At 44.7% G+C, this 18,571-nt stretch carries 18 protein-coding genes; all 18 read left to right on the forward strand.

What is annotated here, in order from left to right; genetic code table 11:
• Positions 1-23 precede the first annotated feature (23 nt).
• The 18 genes from ftsH to lysS all read left to right on the forward strand — a co-directional run bounded on the left by ftsH (position 24) and on the right by lysS (position 18,209).
• The gene (gene ftsH, locus J2Z20_RS16570; RefSeq protein ID WP_209852978.1) at positions 24-2,018 is read left to right on the forward strand and encodes an ATP-dependent zinc metalloprotease FtsH; all 1,995 of its coding nucleotides are present in this window, start codon (positions 24-26) and stop codon (positions 2,016-2,018) included.
• A gap of 320 nt (positions 2,019-2,338) precedes the next feature.
• Positions 2,339-3,277 (forward strand): quinolinate synthase NadA, encoded by a 939-nt coding sequence (nadA, locus tag J2Z20_RS16575; RefSeq protein ID WP_209852980.1) that lies wholly within the window; start codon positions 2,339-2,341, stop codon positions 3,275-3,277.
• Positions 3,278-3,317: 40 nt separating this feature from the next.
• Complete coding sequence (gene nadB / locus J2Z20_RS16580) at positions 3,318-4,934, forward strand: L-aspartate oxidase (RefSeq protein ID WP_209852982.1); 1,617 nt, start codon at positions 3,318-3,320, stop codon at positions 4,932-4,934.
• Positions 4,924-5,799: a carboxylating nicotinate-nucleotide diphosphorylase gene (gene nadC, locus J2Z20_RS16585; RefSeq protein WP_209852984.1), complete on the forward strand. Its 876-nt coding sequence runs from the start codon at positions 4,924-4,926 to the stop codon at positions 5,797-5,799. The genes nadB and nadC overlap by 11 nt, the downstream gene beginning before the upstream one ends.
• A complete protein-coding gene (locus tag J2Z20_RS16590; RefSeq protein ID WP_209852986.1) occupies positions 5,796-6,560 on the forward strand; it encodes a type III pantothenate kinase in 765 nt (254 codons plus the stop codon). Before nadC ends, J2Z20_RS16590 begins: the two co-directional genes overlap by 4 nt.
• A 60-nt stretch (positions 6,561-6,620) precedes the next feature.
• Positions 6,621-7,505 (forward strand): Hsp33 family molecular chaperone HslO, encoded by an 885-nt coding sequence (gene hslO / locus J2Z20_RS16595; RefSeq protein WP_209852988.1) that lies wholly within the window; start codon positions 6,621-6,623, stop codon positions 7,503-7,505.
• Between the two features lie 21 nt (positions 7,506-7,526).
• Entirely contained in the window at positions 7,527-8,471 is a 945-nt protein-coding gene (locus J2Z20_RS16600; protein ID WP_209852990.1) for a peptidylprolyl isomerase, read from the forward strand.
• A 178-nt stretch (positions 8,472-8,649) separates the two neighbouring features.
• Positions 8,650-9,588, forward strand: coding sequence for a cysteine synthase A (cysK, locus tag J2Z20_RS16605; protein WP_209852992.1), 939 nt, complete (start codon positions 8,650-8,652; stop codon positions 9,586-9,588).
• A 218-nt stretch (positions 9,589-9,806) separates the two neighbouring features.
• Complete coding sequence (locus J2Z20_RS16610; RefSeq protein WP_209853011.1) at positions 9,807-11,315, forward strand: anthranilate synthase component I family protein; 1,509 nt, start codon at positions 9,807-9,809, stop codon at positions 11,313-11,315.
• 22 nt (positions 11,316-11,337) lie between these two features.
• Positions 11,338-11,913 carry an aminodeoxychorismate/anthranilate synthase component II gene (gene pabA, locus J2Z20_RS16615; RefSeq protein WP_209852993.1) on the forward strand — a complete coding sequence of 192 codons (576 nt, stop codon included), beginning with the start codon at positions 11,338-11,340 and terminating at the stop codon, positions 11,911-11,913.
• Between the two features lie 4 nt (positions 11,914-11,917).
• A complete protein-coding gene (pabC, locus tag J2Z20_RS16620) occupies positions 11,918-12,805 on the forward strand; it encodes an aminodeoxychorismate lyase (RefSeq protein WP_209852995.1) in 888 nt (295 codons plus the stop codon).
• Positions 12,802-13,644 (forward strand): dihydropteroate synthase, encoded by an 843-nt coding sequence (folP, locus tag J2Z20_RS16625; RefSeq protein WP_209852997.1) that lies wholly within the window; start codon positions 12,802-12,804, stop codon positions 13,642-13,644. The genes pabC and folP overlap by 4 nt, the downstream gene beginning before the upstream one ends.
• A gap of 17 nt (positions 13,645-13,661) precedes the next feature.
• Positions 13,662-14,024 carry a dihydroneopterin aldolase gene (gene folB, locus J2Z20_RS16630; protein ID WP_209852998.1) on the forward strand — a complete coding sequence of 121 codons (363 nt, stop codon included), beginning with the start codon at positions 13,662-13,664 and terminating at the stop codon, positions 14,022-14,024.
• 9 nt (positions 14,025-14,033) lie between these two features.
• A complete protein-coding gene (gene folK, locus J2Z20_RS16635) occupies positions 14,034-14,582 on the forward strand; it encodes a 2-amino-4-hydroxy-6-hydroxymethyldihydropteridine diphosphokinase (protein ID WP_209853000.1) in 549 nt (182 codons plus the stop codon).
• Entirely contained in the window at positions 14,534-14,743 is a 210-nt protein-coding gene (locus J2Z20_RS16640) for a helix-turn-helix domain-containing protein (protein ID WP_209853002.1), read from the forward strand. The genes folK and J2Z20_RS16640 overlap by 49 nt, the downstream gene beginning before the upstream one ends.
• A 39-nt stretch (positions 14,744-14,782) precedes the next feature.
• A complete protein-coding gene (dusB, locus tag J2Z20_RS16645) occupies positions 14,783-15,808 on the forward strand; it encodes a tRNA dihydrouridine synthase DusB (protein WP_209853004.1) in 1,026 nt (341 codons plus the stop codon).
• Between the two features lie 300 nt (positions 15,809-16,108).
• Positions 16,109-16,585, forward strand: coding sequence for a transcription elongation factor GreA (gene greA, locus J2Z20_RS16650; protein ID WP_209853006.1), 477 nt, complete (start codon positions 16,109-16,111; stop codon positions 16,583-16,585).
• Between the two features lie 100 nt (positions 16,586-16,685).
• On the forward strand, positions 16,686-18,209 hold the full coding sequence (lysS, locus tag J2Z20_RS16655) for a lysine--tRNA ligase (protein ID WP_415640042.1): 1,524 nt from the start codon (positions 16,686-16,688) through the stop codon (positions 18,207-18,209).
• Positions 18,210-18,571: the final 362 nt, after the last annotated feature.

Raw genomic sequence — 18,571 nt, forward strand, 5'->3', positions numbered from 1 at the left:
AGTGTCTTGAGAGGAGGTAGGGGATGAATCGGTTCATCCGTAATTCTGGTTTTTATCTAATTCTTTTTTTAGTCGTGGTGGGCATTGTCCAATTCGTCAGCAGCGGCAACGATGCAGCGGATAACCCAAGTTACGACCAGTTCCGTACTCAGTTGACTAGCAATAATATCGAGAAGATGACCGTACAGTTTGACGGTTACGCTTACCTCGTTAGCGGTGAATATAGAAAACCGAGCGCAAATGCGAAGTCGGATAAGTTTACGACCTATATTCCTTATGATCCTGGAGTCGTAGCTGAGCTAACGAATTATAGTGAGAAAAATAAATTCACACTTGATTGGAAGAAAATGCAGGGTGAAAGCATCTGGCTCACCTTCTTAACTTCCATTGTTCCGTTAGTCATTATGTTCATTCTCTTCTTCTTCCTATTCAACCAAGCACAAGGCGGCGGCGGTAAAGTGATGAACTTTGGGAAAAGCCGTGCCCGCTTATATAATGAAGAGAAGAAACGAGTTACCTTTGAAGATGTGGCTGGTGCCGACGAAGAGAAGCAAGAGCTCGTTGAAGTTGTTGAGTTCTTGAAAGATCCTCGTAAGTTCAATGCGGTCGGTGCACGTATTCCTAAAGGTGTTCTCCTTGTAGGACCTCCGGGTACAGGTAAAACACTCCTTGCACGTGCTGTTGCGGGTGAAGCGGGTGTGCCATTCTTCAGTATTTCCGGTTCTGACTTTGTAGAAATGTTTGTCGGTGTCGGTGCTTCTCGGGTTCGCGATTTGTTCGAGAACGCGAAGAAGAACGCGCCATGTATTATATTTATTGACGAAATTGACGCCGTAGGTCGTCAGCGCGGTGCTGGACTTGGCGGCGGACATGACGAACGCGAACAGACACTAAATCAATTGCTCGTTGAAATGGACGGCTTCGGTGCGAACGAAGGCATTATCATTATCGCAGCAACGAACCGTGCAGATATTCTTGACCCAGCGCTTCTCCGTCCGGGTCGGTTTGACCGTCAAATTACGGTCGATCGTCCAGATGTGAAAGGCCGTGAAGCGGTGCTCAAAGTTCATTCTCGCAACAAACCGCTGACCAAAGATGTGAAGCTTGATGTCATCGCTAAACGGACAACAGGATTTTCCGGTGCAGATCTGGAAAACTTGCTTAACGAAGCTGCTCTTCTTGCAGCTCGCAGAAACCGTAAAGATATTTCAATGGCCGAAATTGATGAATCGATTGACCGTGTCATCGTCGGAACTGAGAAACGCAGCCGCGTCATCAGCGACCGTGAGAAACGGATTGTCGCTTATCACGAAGCAGGTCATACGATTGTAGGTTATTACCTAGAACATGCGGACATGGTGCACAAAGTAACGATTATTCCTCGCGGCCGTGCCGGCGGATATGTTATTATGCTTCCGAAGGAAGACCGTATGCTCGTGACGAAGCAGGAGCTCCTTGATCGTGTAACGGGATTACTCGGCGGACGTGTAGCCGAAGAACTGTTCATCGGTGAAATCGGTACAGGTGCGTACAGTGACTTCCAACAAGCAACGGGCATCGTGCGCAGCATGATTATGGAATATGGTATGAGCGAGAAGTTAGGACCATTGCAATTTGGCAGCACGCAAGGTCAAGTATTCTTGGGCCGCGATATTGGTCATGAGCAGAATTACAGTGATTCGATTGCTTATGAGATCGACCAAGAAATGCAGCGCTTCATCAATGAATGTTATGAAAAATGTAAGCAGCTCCTTACTGAGCATTCTAAAGAGGTTCACCTTATCGCTCAAACTTTACTTGAAAGAGAAACGCTTGACTTCCAGCAAATCGCCGACCTTATTGAGAAAGGTTCTATAACAGAAGATGGCGAAGGTAATAGCGGAACTCCTGAAAGCGGCGAACCAATTATCGATACGATCGGTGATGTTAGAGTTCGTATTCAAAGTAAAGATGATGAACCAGCTCGGCCTGATGTTCCTACCGATGATGATCCGAATTCAGACAATAGACCATCATAATGCATCTTAAATTGGCATAAAATTTATAAGCAATATATAGAAAATCCGGAAGCACGCCAAGTGCTTTCCGGATTTTTCTTCATATAATGTATTAACCTTTGAATACTTGTGTCTGCCCTATTTACCAATTCATTGACAGGTGCTTTAACGTTGTGTACATTAATTGAGTGAACGGCAACAGCTAAGTTAAAAAGCATTAGTAATACCCTGCACCTAGGTTCCTACAGATACGCAGTTATTATGAAAATGTATACCAATATTTCATATGACAGAGAGATCATGAGCGTTTCATTCACGATCTTTAAAGGAGAGGGTAGTCATTGGAAGCTTTAGCATTAGAGCGTAAAGCCGGGCAGAATCGTGAGCTGCGTGAGCGTCTTATGGAATTAAAAAAAGAACGAAACGCGATTATATTAGCGCATTATTATCAGCGTGATGAAATTCAAGAAGTAGCTGACTTTCGAGGAGATTCTTTCTTATTAGCACAAAAAGCCGCACAGACAGATGCAGATGTGATCGTTTTTTGCGGTGTTCACTTTATGGGCGAAAGCGCCAAAATATTAGCTCCGAATAAAACAGTGCTTATTCCCGATGAGCGAGCAGGATGTCCAATGGCGGACATGGTTAACGTTGATGGGCTCCGGAAGCTTAAAGCTCAGCATCCTAATGCTAAAGTGGTTACATATATTAATTCATCTGCAGAAGTGAAATCAGAGACTGATATTTGCTGCACTTCGTCTAATGCCGTGAAAGTGATACAGTCTATCGATTCTGATGAAATTATCTGGGTACCTGACAAAAACTTAGGTCATTATGTTCAGCAGCATACCGATAAGAAGCTCATTATATGGGAAGGGTATTGCAACACGCACGACATGTTGACCGTCAAAGATGTCATTGAAATGAAGGCGAAATATCCAAATTCTAAGTTTGTTGTACATCCGGAGTGTCGTCCAGAAGTTGTTGCTATGGGTGATTTTGTAGGAAGTACAACCGCCATTATAGATTATTGCAAAAAATCCGATTGTAAAGAATTTATCGTAGGTACGGAAGACGGAACGGGATACCAGTTACGACTTGATAGTCCTCATAAAACATTTCATTTTGCAACCAAATATCTTGTTTGTCCGAATATGAAGGTCAATAACTTGAAGAAATTAGTAAAATGCTTGGAAACAATGAAACCGCAAATATATGTGCCTCCTGTCGTTGCTGATAAAGCTAGAAAATCTTTAGAGCGCATGTTACAAGTTCAGTAGCATGCGCTACTCTCTTGTCTAAGATAGGGTGGTAGGCGGAATGATTCCAAGATATCTGGTTGATTTCGATTTGCGAGCTCTTCCCATGATCAAGACCGATGTTATCGTTATCGGCTCAGGGATAGCGGGGCTATTTACGGCGATCAAAGCAAGTGAAGACCGTCATGTCGTTATAATTACGAAGAAATCGATTCTAGAAAGTAATACAAGGTATGCGCAAGGAGGCATTGCGGCCGTCATCTCTGATGATGATTCTCCAGAGGCGCACCTGGAAGATACTTTGTTTGCAGGCGCAGGTCTCTGTTCATTGGCCTCTGTGAATGTTCTGGTCCATGAAGGTCCACAGGGAGTTCAAGAATTGATGAGAATGGGCACGGCCTTTGATTTGGAGAATGGCGAGCTGGCGCTGACGAAAGAAGGTGCCCACAGTCATCGACGAATCTTGCATGCGAACGGGGATGCAACTGGATTTGAGATTGTGAGGGCACTGTCCGAACATGTCTTACACAATGAAAATATTGAAGTGTGGGATAATCATTTTGTCATTGATTTAATAACGAGCGAGGGCGGGTGCGTTGGCGCACTTGTTCAGCTTCCAGATGGGCAGCGTGTCTTTGTGCAATCGGATGCGACGATTCTGTGCGCCGGAGGGGCAGGACAGCTATATCGCTACACAACGAATCCTGAAGTAGCAACAGGGGATGGCATAGCTATGGCATACCGAGCAGGTGCTCTAATTCGCGACCTTGAATTTATACAGTTTCACCCGACATCGCTTTGTTATCCAGGAGCGCCCAGGTTTCTAATCTCTGAGGCTGTTCGAGGCGAAGGGGCTTTGCTCCGTAATGTTAAAGGCGAGCGATTTATGGAACGATATCATGAACAGAAGGAATTGGCACCCAGAGATATTGTGGCTAGGGCTATCGTCAGTGAGATGGAGCGCACCAAATCAACCTTCGTTTATCTGGATATTACCCATGAATCGGAAGAGCTGATTAAGCATCGTTTCCCTACGATTTATGAGACGTGTCTACAGTATGGACTTGATATGACAACCGATTGGATTCCTGTTGCGCCAGCCGCTCACTATATGATGGGCGGAGTGAAGACGGATTTCAATGGGGAGACGAATATTGCGCGTTTATTTGCATGTGGTGAAGTATCTTCTACAGGTGTGCACGGTGCCAATCGACTCGCCAGCAACTCTTTATCCGAAGCTATCGTTTTTGGAAGCAGAATTGTGAACCATATTCGTGAACTGCCTCCTTTGGAACATGTCGACATAGACATTACTTATGACTTACATCGCTTAGGTCCGCCAAGGCAGCCGATTATTGAGCGTCGTCTGAAGCTGCAAAAGGTGATGGTCCGTAAGGTTGGTTTACGTCGAAATAAGGATACATTAACTGAAGCGATTGATGAACTGAACAGGCAACTGCCTATTTTTCAAGCAGAGCTGAAGAAACGGGAAGAGTATGAGTTCGCCAACATGCTTATTTGCTCCGTGATTATGGCGAAATCTGCACTTAAGCGGCAGGAAAGCCGCGGAGCTCATTATCGAGATGATTTTCCGCACCGCGATGATGCAAGCTGGCGCAAACATATTTTGATGCACTGTGACCAAGGAATGTTGGAGGAAACAAGTGATGATGTTTAACGGATATAATGAAGGGCTCGTAGAGTCCATTCGCGCATGGCTGAAAGAGGATGTTGGTTCTGGCGATGTGACAACGCAGGTGACAGTACCGCCAGGACATCAATCGAAAGCCATTATTCATGCTAAAGAGAATGGTGTCATCGCAGGCATGCCGGTGGCTCAGCTCGTGTTTGAAGTCGTTAATCCAGAGTTGTCATTCACAGCACACGTACAGGATGGATACACGGTTAACAAGGGTACTGTGCTGGCTGAAATTGAAGGAAGCACGCATCATATTTTAACGGGGGAACGACTCTCGTTAAATTTATTGCAGCGCTTATCGGGCATCGCAACTCGCACTCATTCTTATGTAGAAGCGCTAGAAGGATTGCAAGTGCGTCTTGTGGACACCCGGAAGACGACTCCCGGACACCGCATGCTCGAGAAATATGCAGTACGTGTAGGCGGTGGTTCGAACCATCGTTTTGGACTTTATGATGCCGTTATGATTAAAGATAATCATATTAAAGCTGCAGGAAGTATATCCGAGGCGGTGAGACGCGCACGGGCGAATATTCCGCATACCATGACCATTGAAGTGGAGACTGAAAATATAGAGCAAGTCGAAGAAGCGCTTCGAGCAGAAGCGAATATCATTATGCTTGATAATATGAGTCTCGAACGAATGAAGCAGGCGGTGAAGAAGATTAAAAATGAGGCGCCCCATGTTATAATAGAAGCTTCAGGCAACGTTTCTTTAGATACAATAAGATCGATCGCCGAAACTGGTGTTGATGTGATCTCTGTGGGACGTCTTACGTATTCTTTTCACAGCCTGGATATTAGTTTAGATTTAAATGCGAAGAAAGAGGGTGGAAGCCCGTGATTCTAGTAGTAGACGTAGGCAATACGAATATCGTACTCGGCATATATAAAGACCGTGAGCTGCTGCATCATTTTCGCCTTAGCACAGCGAGGCAGTCTACCTCCGACGAATATGGAATTATGTTCTATAATCTGTTTCGGATGTCGGGTATTTCGGTAGAAGATATCGAGGGTGTGATTATGTCTTCGGTTGTTCCGCCTTTAGTGCACGTGCTGGAACGTATGAGCGAGAAGTTTCTGCACATTAAGCCGCTTCTTGTTGGGCCGGGCATTAAAACGGGTCTCAATTTGCGTTATGAGAATCCAAGAGAAGTCGGTGCGGACCGAATTGTAAATGCAGTAGCTGCTGTAGAAATATACGGTGGTCCGCTTGTTGTTGTCGATTTCGGGACTGCAACAACGTTCGATTGCATTGATGAGCAGGGCAACTACTTAGGCGGGGCAATCGTTCCGGGTATCGGCATTTCAACAGAAGCGCTGTACCAACGAGCTTCGAAATTGCCGCGCATAGAGCTTGAGAAGCCGAAGCGCGTCATTGGACGCAATACGGTGCATGCAATGCAAGCAGGCATTATTTATGGCTATGCAGGTCAGGTAGACGGCATTGTGGAGCGTATTAGGTTAGAAATGAATGCGAATCCTAAGGTCGTTGCTACAGGCGGACTTGCTAAATTGATTGCCAGTGAGACGAAGACGATTGAAGAGGTCAATTCTTGGCTTACACTTGAAGGGCTTCGGATCATTTATGAGCGTAACAAATAATTTTGTTCGTAACATAAGACAAGCTTTAAACGTTAATAAACATAAAAGGGGCTGAACAACTTGAGTAACAAACAAGATCGGCTGATTCGCGGAACAGCTATGGATGGAAGAGTACGTGCTTTTGCTGTACGCACAACAGAGCTTGTTGAGGAATTACGCCGCAGACACGATACATTTCCAACCGCAACAGCGGCAATGGGACGTACGTTAACAGCAGCAGCGATGATGGGTGCGATGCTGAAAGGCGAGGAGAAGCTTACGATCCAAGTCAAAGGCGATGGTCCGATCGGTCAAATCGTAGCCGATGCCAATGCACATGGTGAGGTCCGCGGATATGTAGACAATCCTCATGTTCATCTCCCAAGCAACAGTTTAGGGAAATTGGATGTAGCGGGCGCGGTCGGAACGAGCGGATATATTTATGTAACGAAAGATCTAGGTTTGAAAGAGCCTTATCGCGGCAGTGTACCAATTATTTCGGGCGAGCTTGGCGAAGATTTCACATACTATTTTGCTAAATCAGAGCAAACACCTTCTGCTGTAGGTCTAGGCGTACTTGTTGACACGGATAATTCTGTCATTGTAGCGGGAGGATTTATTATTCAATTGCTGCCTGGTTTAAGTGATGATGAAATTACCGTCATTGAGCAAGCTGTCGGATCGCTCCCGCCAGTTACTTCGCTGCTTGATCAGGGACTCGAACTGGATGAAATGCTGCGTTGGCTTTTGCCTGATGTGAAGGTGCTTGACGGTATGGACATCCATTTCAAATGTCAATGTTCCCATGAACGAGTTGAAAGAACACTTATCAGCTTAGGGGAATCAGAGCTCAAGCAAATTATCGATGAAGATGGACGGGCTGAGGTTCAGTGTCATTTTTGCAACGAAACGTATTCTTTTAATAAGGAACAATTAGAACATCTGTTAGAACAAGCTAAGAAATAAGACTGAAGGAACGAAAGACTTATGACGAGACAAGAAAAAAGGTTGTGGGCAGCCGTCATTGTCTTATTCGTCTGTGTTGTTGTGATGGTTAGTATAGACTTCATCCGTAAACCAATGCAGACAGCGGGCGCGGGGGCAGGTGTAGCAACAACGGGTTGGAGCAAACCGGTTGCTTTTATTGATGGTAAGAGCATTTCAGAGGAAGAATGGGTCGAAGCGCTGAAGCAACGTTATGGTCATGATGTACTCATAGACATGCTTAATCATAAAGCTGTATACGCGGAAGCGAAGCGCCTTAACATTCATGTCACAGCTGAGGAAGTTCGGCAGGAACTAGACCGGCTTATGAGCGGCTATCCGTCCGAGCAAGATTACTATGAAGAGATGCAAAATGAGCTTGGACTTAGCCGGGCAGAGGTCGCAGCTCAGACAGAATACCAATTGCTGCTTGATAAAATTGCGACAAATGGCATTAAAGTAAGTGATTCGGAGATTGATCGATACCTGAAAGACCATGCTGATGACTTCAAAGCGAAGAAGACTATGAACATTGCCATGATTAAGGTTAGAGAAGAATCCGAAGCAGAAAGTATCCTTCAGCAGCTGGCAAACGGAGCCGACTTCGGCAAGCTGGCTTCGCAATATTCAATTGATGAGTTTAGCAATGAGCAAGGCGGTAAATTAGGGGAAATCGAGGAGGACGATCCTTTTGTACCTTCGCCAATCTTGAAAGCCGCTGAGAAGTTAGACGTCGGGGGCATTGAAGGGCCGATTAGGCTTGAGGATGGTTTCGCTGTTATTCAGCTTCAGGGTATTCACATTTCGAATCCGGGAACTGAAGATGAAATTAGAGCCGCTGTCCGTAAACAGCTAGCAATGGATAAAGCGATAAGCGAATCGGAACTAGAGGAGCAGCTGAGAAATAAATTCCAGGCTACAATTGTAGATGATACGCCTAAATCGTAATCGATGAAGACTTCATGTGGATGACAATTTTTAATGTCTATTATTGACAATATGATTTAAGGTTGATAATATGAAAGTATCATAAAAACCGACTGGTTTACTCGGAAATAATGTAGCTATATTACACTTTTCGGTATGCAGCAAGCAGGTTATCCATATTGTTAAGGAGGGCTCTACAATGGCTAAAGTCGTTAATAATGTTACTGAACTCATCGGAAATACTCCCCTTGTTCGTTTGAACCGCGTTGTACCAGAGGATAGTGCGGAAGTTTATGTAAAGCTTGAATATCAAAACCCAGGTTCAAGCGTTAAAGATCGTATTGCGCTGAGCATGATTGAAGTTGCGGAACAGGAAGGGCGTATTAAGCCAGGGGATACCATTATTGAAGCAACAAGCGGCAATACAGGGATTGGACTTGCTATGGTTGCAGCTGCAAAAGGATACAAAGTTATCATTGTCATGCCAGAAACAATGAGCTTGGAGCGCCGCAATCTGCTTAAAGCTTATGGTGCTGAATTGGTGCTTACACCAGGTTCAGAAGGAATGAACGGCGCGGTTAAGAAAGCTGAAGAAATTTTGGAGCAGAATCCGAGCTACTTCGTAGCTGAACAATTTAAAAATAAAGCAAATGTTAAGATCCACCGTGAAACGACTGGCCCAGAAATCGTTGAAGCGATTGAGTCGATTGGCGGAACACTCGACGCTTTCGTAGCGGGCATTGGTACAGGCGGTACGATTACAGGCGCTGGTGAAGTGCTTAAAGAACGTTTCCCAGACATTAAAATTTATGCAGTTGAGCCTGCGGCATCTCCAATTCTTGCAGGAGGTAAACCAGGACCACATAAAATTCAAGGTATTGGCGCTAACTTCATTCCTGAAATTTTGAATCAAGATATCTATGATGAAATTATTCATATCGAGAATGAAGAAGCTTTTGAAACAGCACGTCGTGTAGCGAAAGAAGAAGGTATTCTAGCTGGTATTTCTTCTGGCGCAGCGATTAATGCGGCTTTGAGAGTAGCTAAGCAGCTCGGCAAAGGCAAACGTGTTGTTGCGATTGTTCCAAGTAACGGTGAACGTTACTTGAGCACACCGCTCTACAACTTTGAGGCTTAATTTATAAATACTTGTCTTGTAAGAAGGGCCCCCAAGTCATCTGGACTATGGGGGCCCTCGTTATTTTGTCCGTGTATCGTTATAATCTTTTCAAGCTGGGTATGCTTTAGTATACTAAACGCAAGCTAACCAGCTATAGATTTGGAGGATTTTACTCTGTGGTTCATCTATTAACAACATTGGAGCAATGGGCAGTTTGGTCTAAGGAAGGTTACACCATGCTTCCCTATATAATAAAAATAGATAACATGCCCATCCGCCTACCTTCGAGCTGGGAGAAGGCTTGGCAGGAAGCGTCACCTTATTCCTTTGTGCTCGAGAGCGGCAAGGAGGGACAGTACACGTTCATGGGTCTGCACCCGGTCTCTATCATCCGGGGCAAAGGAAACCGAGCGCTCGTTCAACATTCGCCGAGCGGAGAGGAGAGCTGGCTCCAAGGGAAGCCGCTTGAGATGCTTGAGGAGTGGATGTCTCCATTCCGCTCTCCTTATGTGCAAGGCGCACCTAAATTTGGCGGCGGCTGCGTAGGGTATTTGAGCTATGATGTTGCTCGTTCTCTTGAAGAGCTCCCGCAGCAAGCTGCGGATGACTTGGAGCTGCCTGATTATGTGTGGATGCAAATGGATGAGATTTGGGCGATTGATATGCAGGAAGGGGCTCTATATTGCATCGTACATGTTCCTTTTTCTGTAGAACAAGCGACTGACAGTCATCCGAATACAGACGAATTAGAGCGGTTGTACGAAGAGGCGGCTGGGCGTGCCGCTAAGATGAGGGAGCTTTGGCAAGAAATAAATGACTGGGGAAATCAGCCTCATCTAATAGATAGGCTAGAAGAGTGGCGCGGCATTTTGCAGAATGATCAGGCTAACTCTATGACTGACTCATTAGAAGGCAGCACTCCTTTCCCGCAGGAGCAGTTTGAACAGGCGGTACGCCGCATTCAGGAGTATATTGCAAGGGGCGATGTGTTCCAAGTTAATTTATCGCTGAGAAGAGAGTTCCCTTTGCGTTCGACTCCAGAGCACATTTACGAGTGGCTCCGCCTTCTCAATCCGTCGCCTTATATGGGAATGCTGCGTTTTCCTGATTTTCAGCTTGTGTCCGCATCTCCTGAGCTGCTTATTAAGGTAGAGCAGGGCAATGTTAGCGCTAGACCGATCGCGGGAACAAGACGCCGCGGCAGCACGCCTGAGGAAGATGAGGCCATGGCTAAGGAATTGCTTGGCACCGAGAAGGAAAGAGCAGAGCATATTATGCTTGTCGATCTAGAACGCAATGATATCGGGCGAATCGCTGAATATGGATCGGTGAACGTAAGCGAGCTTATGACGATTGAATACTACTCGCATGTCATGCATCTAGTATCGCAAGTAGAAGGTAGACTCGCTAAAGGCCGTAACGTTTATGATGTAATTGCAGCTGTATTTCCAGGAGGAACGATAACCGGTGCTCCGAAAGTACGCACGATGGAAATTATCGAGGAATTAGAGCCGGTTACAAGAGGGCCTTATACAGGTTCAATGGGCTGGATTGACTATAACGGCAATATGGAATTAAATATTATTATAAGAACATTGGTCGTTAAAGATCGTACAGGTTACATTCAGACGGGAGCGGGAATTGTGATTGATTCCGCCCCGTACCGAGAGTATCGCGAATGTCTGAACAAAGGCAGAGCCACTATCAAAGCGGTACAGTACAGTGAACAAACTGCCGATCAATAATAAGAAGATAAGGGATGAGTTCATGATATTAGTTATTGATAACTATGATTCATTTACGTATAACTTGGTTCAATATTTAGGCGAACTGGGAGAAGAAGTTGTCGTTCGTCGGAACGACGAAATTGATATTGAAGGGATTAAAGGGCTTAGCCCAGACCATATTCTAATTTCACCAGGCCCACGTTCACCGAGTGAAGCAGGTATTACTCTAGATGTCATTAAGCATTTTAAAGGCATTATTCCAATTTTCGGCGTTTGCCTAGGTCATCAAGCTATAGGTCAAGCTTTTGGAGGTAAGGTTGTACGTGCCGAGCGCCTAATGCACGGCAAAACGTCTCCGATTCTTCATAAAGGCACTTCTGTGTTCGAAGGATTGCCGTCTCCTTTCACGGCAACGAGATATCATTCGCTCATCGTTGATCGGGAAAGTCTGCCGGATTGCCTAGAGATAACAGCTGAGACTGCAGAGGGTGAAATTATGGGACTGCGTCATAAAGAGTACCCAATCGAAGGTGTTCAGTTCCATCCGGAATCCATCATTACCGACTATGGTCACCAGATGCTACGTAATTTCCTTAAGCATAAGGTAGAGGTTTAAGAGGATGAACTACATTGGGATGAACGGAGCTGTTATCCCTGCCTCCGAAGCCGTGATATCCGTAATGGATCACGGCTTTTTGTATGGTATGGGCTTGTTTGAAACATTTCGTACATATCATGGCGTTCCTTTTTTGCTGGATGAACATTTGGAGAGACTTGAAGCAGGTTGTAAGGAGCTTGGAATTGAGCATCATATAAGTTCAAGTCAAATAAATGATGAAATAAAATCACTTCTCGCGGCCAATAATCTTCGGGATGCGTATATCCGATATACCGTTTCGGCAGGGGTAGATGTACTGGGATTGCCTTCGGCAAACTATCATAGAGCAACCAGAGTCATGTACATGAAGGAGCTGCCTTCTTTTTCTCCTTCCGTTTACGAGTGGGGAAAGAGCTTATTGCGGTTAAAATTGCGGCGCAATACCCCAGAGGGCAAGGTAAGGCTGAAGTCACTCCACTATATGAACAATATTCTCGCCAAACGGGAATTGCTAGAAAGTCTACAAGCGGCATCGGCGCAGGCGGAAGGGTTATTTTTAACGGAGAAGGGTTATTTAGCTGAAGGTATTGTCAGCAATCTATTTTTTGTGAAACAGGATAGACTATATACACCAGCGATAGAGAACGGAATTTTACCGGGAATTACGAGAGCATTTGTCATTCAGCTTGCAAGGGAACTCGGAATTAAGATCGCTGAGGGCAACTACACGTGGGACCATCTGGTTCATGCGGATGAAGCTTTCATAACAAGCTCTATCCAAGAAGTAGTGCCGATCACCTCACTCATCGATACGGACGGAGCAATCTATAAAGTGAACAGTGGTACAGTTGGGCCAGTTACGTCACAATTGTTGAATTTATATAGAAAGAAGGCAGGGATGCTGAAATGAAACCAACGATTTACGAACGAAGTTACCAATGCGGCAAGACGACTTTAACGCTTGGAAAGTCCACCCTGATTATGGGGATTCTGAATGTAACGCCAGATTCATTCTCTGACGGGGGACGTTATAACGATCCCGAACGGGCGGTTATGCATGCTCTGCAAATGATTGAAGATGGAGCAGACCTGATCGATATTGGCGGGGAATCGACTAGACCTGGTCATGAACCGGTAGGAATGGAGGAGGAACTCTCCCGTGTTATTCCTGTTATAGAAGCAATTCATAAACAGGCGCCTCATATTCCTATTTCAGTAGATACGTATAAGGCTGAAGTTGCGCGTCAGGCAATCCATGCAGGGGCTCATATGATTAATGACATATGGGGTTTTAAGGAAGATCCGCAAATGGCTGAGGTTGCAGCTCAGCTAGAGTGCCCAGTCATTCTGATGCACAACCGTAAGGAGCGGGATTATACCGATTTTGTGTCAGACGTTGTCCGCGATTTGCTGGAAAGTGTAGAAATTGCTCGCCGTGCAGGTGTGAAGGATGAACATATTATTTTAGATCCGGGAATCGGTTTTGCGAAGGATTATAAGGAAAATTTGATTTTGATGAAGTCCTTAGACCGCTTAACAGAGCTTGGCTTTCCGGTGCTGCTTGCTACGTCTCGCAAACGGTTTATCCGCACCGCGCTTAATCTGCCGGTTGATGATGTCATTGAAGGAACTGCGGCGACAGTCGCTTTTGGAATTGCGCAAGGCTGTCAGCTGGTCAGAGTCCACGATGTGAAACAAATTAAGCGTACAGTAACGATGTGCGATGCTATGCTTTATGCTAATGAATGAAGGGCGGAAGAATAGTAATGGATAAAATGGTGCTGCACCGCATGGAATATTACGGTTACCACGGTGTTTTTGAGGAAGAAAGAAAGCTTGGACAACGTTTCTACATCGATGTTGAAATGGATCTCGATCTTCGTGCGGCAGGGCAAAATGACGATCTCACCAAGACGGTGAATTATGCCGAAGTTCATGAGCTCGTGAAGGAAATCGTCGAGAAAAAATCATTCAAGCTGATTGAAGCGTTAGGCGAACATATTGCATCCTCTCTATTAGACACTTATACTGTTATAGATGCGGTATGCGTAAAAGTAACAAAGCCGCATCCTCCGTTTGACATCCATTTTCAAGGTGTGACAGTGGAGCTTTATAGGAAGAGAAAGTGAGAACTTATGATGGCTGTGTATACCTCCTCTGAACGATCAGAGGCTTATATTGCTTTGGGGGCCAATTTGGGAGACCGTGAAGGAACGTTAATCTCGGCCATTGATCGGTTAGATGCTCACCCGCAAATTAACGTGCTCCGATGCTCTAGTTTATATGAGACTGATCCGGTTGGTTATGTTGATCAGCCTTCTTTTCTAAATATGGCAGCTTCGCTTCGAACGTCTCTTAAGCCAAAGGAGCTTTTAAACGTTATGCTGGACACCGAGCGTGAGCTTGGCCGTGTTCGTACCATTCGCTGGGGTCCGCGCACCGTTGATTTAGATTTATTATGGTTCGGCGGTATAGTGCTAGAGACGGAAGAGCTGATTCTCCCGCACCCTCGTATGGCAGAGCGGGCTTTCGTGCTGGTCCCATTGTCTGAAATTGTCCAAGCAGATGAACAGCCAGACTTATACACATTCGTGCAAAGCGCTCTTCATAAGTTGGATGGAAAGGACGGAGTGCAGCGATGGAAAGCGTTCAGTTGGCCCAGAGAATCCGAGCATTTCGAAAGTTAAAGGGATATACTCAGCAAGAGTTTGCAAATAAAATAAATATTTCCGTCGCGGTGCTTGGTGCAGTTGAACGAGGAAATAAGCCGATAAACCAGCAGTTGCTAATTAAGATCGCACAAGGATTAAATATATCTGTTCAGGAACTAACTGAACTGAACGGATAACGTTCGAAATAAAATAAAACTTAAGGAGTTGAAACAGGAATGCTTAAAATAGGGAACATTGAAATGAAAAATGAGGTCGTTCTCGCGCCGATGGCTGGGGTTTGCAACCCTGCTTTTCGTCTCATCGCAAAGCAATTCGGTACGGGTCTAGTTTGCGCGGAAATGGTAAGCGATAAAGCTATTTTGCATGGCAACAAACGTACACTTGAAATGCTGTATGTAGATGAACGGGAAAAACCGCTTAGCTTGCAAATTTTCGGCGGCGACCGTGAATCTTTAGTAGAGGCTGCAAAAGTTGTCGATAAAGAGACGAACGCTGATATTATCGACATTAACATGGGCTGCCCTGCACCAAAAGTGAATAAAATTGATGCAGGTGCACGCTGGCTTCTTGATCCAAACAAAATTTATGATATGGTCGCTGCTGTCGTTGATGCTGTCGAAAAGCCAGTAACGGTTAAAATGCGGATCGGTTGGGACCACGAGCACATATACGCTGTTGAAAATGCCCTTGCTGTTGAAAGAGCCGGCGGTCAAGCGGTAAGTGTTCACGGCAGAACAAGAATGCAACAGTATACAGGCCGTGCAGACTGGAGTGTTATTAAACAAGTTAAAGAAGCGGTATCCATCCCGGTCATTGGTAATGGCGATGTAGCGACTCCGGAAGATGCTCGTCGCATGCTTGATACGACAGGTGTTGATGGGGTTATGATTGGACGCGGTGCGCTCGGTAACCCTTGGATGCTCTATCGTACAGTACAATATTTGAAAACCGGAGAACTCCCTCCTGAGCCATCTGTGCAAGAGAAAATTACAATCGCTATCCTGCACATGGATCGTCTCATCGCAATGAGAGGCGAAGAAGTTGCTGTACGTGAAATGCGTAAACATATTGCATGGTATTTGAAAGGGATTAAAGGATCCGCACGAATAAAAGACACCATCATGGAAGAGACAAGACGTGAAGATGTAGTGCGTATTCTAGAAAATTTTGCGGCAGAAGTTGAAGGCGGAGAAGGTCAGGCGCAATTATCAGCAGAGGCCGAGGCTGCACTAGCTCTCTAATTCTAACCTGTTGGAATATGAAACGTTTTCATTTCGTTCTTTGGTAACATTGACATTTTGTAATGGTTACCATATAATTTCACAGTATAAATTCGCCTCGGGAGATAATTCCACATAAGGGATGGTCTGATCGCGGTCAGATTGCATATGATATTCTCGAATGATGCGTGAATTTTCGTTGATTAGGATTTAATGAAGCAACTTATCTCTTGGGCGTTCTCGAGATACTGAAATTTCTACAAGACTTAAGTTTCACGCCCGAAGTGCGAAAATTTTTCTCATGACAGGAGAATCGGTTAGATGAGCGATAAAGAAGTCATTCTTACCCAGGATGGTTTAAAGAAACTGGAAGAAGAATTAGAAAACCTTAAGTCAGTCAAACGCCGTGAAGTCGCTGAACGTATTAAAATAGCCATTGGTTATGGCGATATCAGTGAAAACTCAGAGTACGAAGATGCTAAGAACGAGCAGGCTTTTATTGAAGGGCGTATCATTACTCTTGAGAAAATGCTTCGCAACGCACGTATTATCAACAATGATGAAATTGATACAAATACAGTAAGCATTGGTTCCACTGTAATCGTTGAAGATTTGGAATTCGGTGATACGATGGAATATACAATTGTAGGTACAGCTGAATCCAATCCGCTGCAAAACAGAATATCGAATGAAAGCCCTGTAGGTAAGGCAATTCTAGGAAAGCAAAAGGGAACTATTGTAGAGGTAAATGTTCCAGCGGGCATTATTCAATATAAAATTGTGGATATCAAAAAGTAAGGCAGGATTTTGGTGTTATTGAAAAAGCTTCCTTTGGGGAGCTTTTTTACTATGTTTAATCTATTTTTGTTATGATATGTAGTAAGGAGATGAGCGAACAATGAAAGAAGAAATGAATGAAGAACAATTAAATCAGGAGACAGAACTTAATGAGCTGCTCGTCATTCGCCGCAATAAATTGGACGAACTTCGCGCGCTCGGTATTGATCCGTTCGGCAAAAAGTATGTTAGAACAGATAATGCCGGTGACATCTTAGCCAAGTATGACAGCCTTACGAAGGAAGAGCTTGAGGAGAAAAATATTGAGGTGAGCATTGCTGGCCGCATTATGGCAAAACGCGGTATGGGAAAAGCAAGTTTCGCCCACATTCAAGACTTGAGCGGCAAGATTCAAATTTATGTTCGTCAAGATTCTGTTCCTGAGGCAAAATATGCAGCCTTCGGTTTGCTGGATCTTGGAGATATCGTCGGAGTCAGCGGCACAGTATTCAAAACGAAGACCGGTGAAACTTCGATCAAAGTAAAAGATCTTGAAGTGTTGTCTAAATCGCTGTATCCATTGCCAGACAAATATCATGGCCTCAAGGACGTAGAACTTCGTTACCGCCAACGTTATGTGGATTTGATTGTTAACCCAGAAGTGCAACAATCGTTCATTCTGCGTTCGAAAATTATTCAATCGATGCGTCGCTACCTCGATTCATTAGGATACCTTGAAGTCGAAACGCCAACGCTCCATGCGATTGCCGGGGGTGCTGCGGCACGTCCGTTCATTACGCATCATAATGCGCTTGATATGCAGCTCTATATGCGTATTGCGATTGAGCTTCATTTGAAACGTCTCATTGTCGGCGGACTTGAGAAAGTATATGAAATTGGTCGCGTATATCGTAATGAAGGTATATCCACTCGTCACAATCCAGAATTTACGATGATCGAGCTTTACGAGGCATATGCTGACTACGAAGATATTATGCGTCTGACAGAGAACCTAATTTCACATATAGCGCAAGAAGTGCTTGGCACGACGAAGATTCGTTATCAAGGTCATGAAGTGGATCTGACTCCAGCATGGCGCCGTGTATCTATGGTTGATGCAGTTAAAGAAGTGACAGGTGTAGACTTCAGTGTTCAAATGTCTGACGAGGAAGCACATCGTCTTGCGAAAGAACATAAAGTGCCTGTAGAGCCGCACATGACATTTGGCCATATTGTTAATGCATTCTTCGAGCAATTTGTTGAGGAGACATTAATTCAGCCAACCTTTATTACAGGTCATCCGGTTGAAATTTCGCCGCTTGCGAAGAAAAATGATCGAGATCCGCGTTTTACGGATCGATTTGAGCTGTTTATTGTTGCTCGTGAGCATGCGAACGCATTTACAGAGCTTAACGATCCAATTGATCAACGTCAACGCTTTGAAGCGCAGCTTGTTGAACGTGAACAAGGAAATGATGAAGCTCATGAAATGGATGAAGATTTCATTCGTGCGCTCGAATATGGTATGCCGCCAACAGGTGGTCTTGGCATCGGGGTAGATCGTCTCGTTATGCTTCTAACGGATGCACCATCTATTCGTGATGTACTGTTATTCCCTCATATGCGGCATCGCGCAGTTGAATAAGTAAAGACATACGGAACAGCCCTAGGGGCTGTTCTTTCTGTTTAAAAGTTGAGTCTAAGAAGCGAAACAACTGTCAAATTTTACATTTGCATAAAGTGCATAATACGTGGTACATTATAAATCCAGCCGATAACAAGCGACTTGTTCGTCAGAATAAGTGGTAGCAAGTAACGAAAAAGAATTTTAAAAAAAGTACTTGCAAAAACGGCTCGGACATGATAATATATAAGAGTTGCCTCTGATAAATCAGCAAGTAACGAAAAGCGGGTTTGATCTTTGAAAACTGAACAACGAGTGAGTGAATTTCACTTCGGTGAAATTCAAAAATAGAGAACGAAATGTTCTCGTCAGTTTGATTCAAA

It is taken from the genome of Paenibacillus sediminis, assembly GCF_017873765.1.
Taxonomy (GTDB): Bacteria; Bacillota; Bacilli; order Paenibacillales; family Paenibacillaceae; genus Paenibacillus_AG; species Paenibacillus_AG sediminis.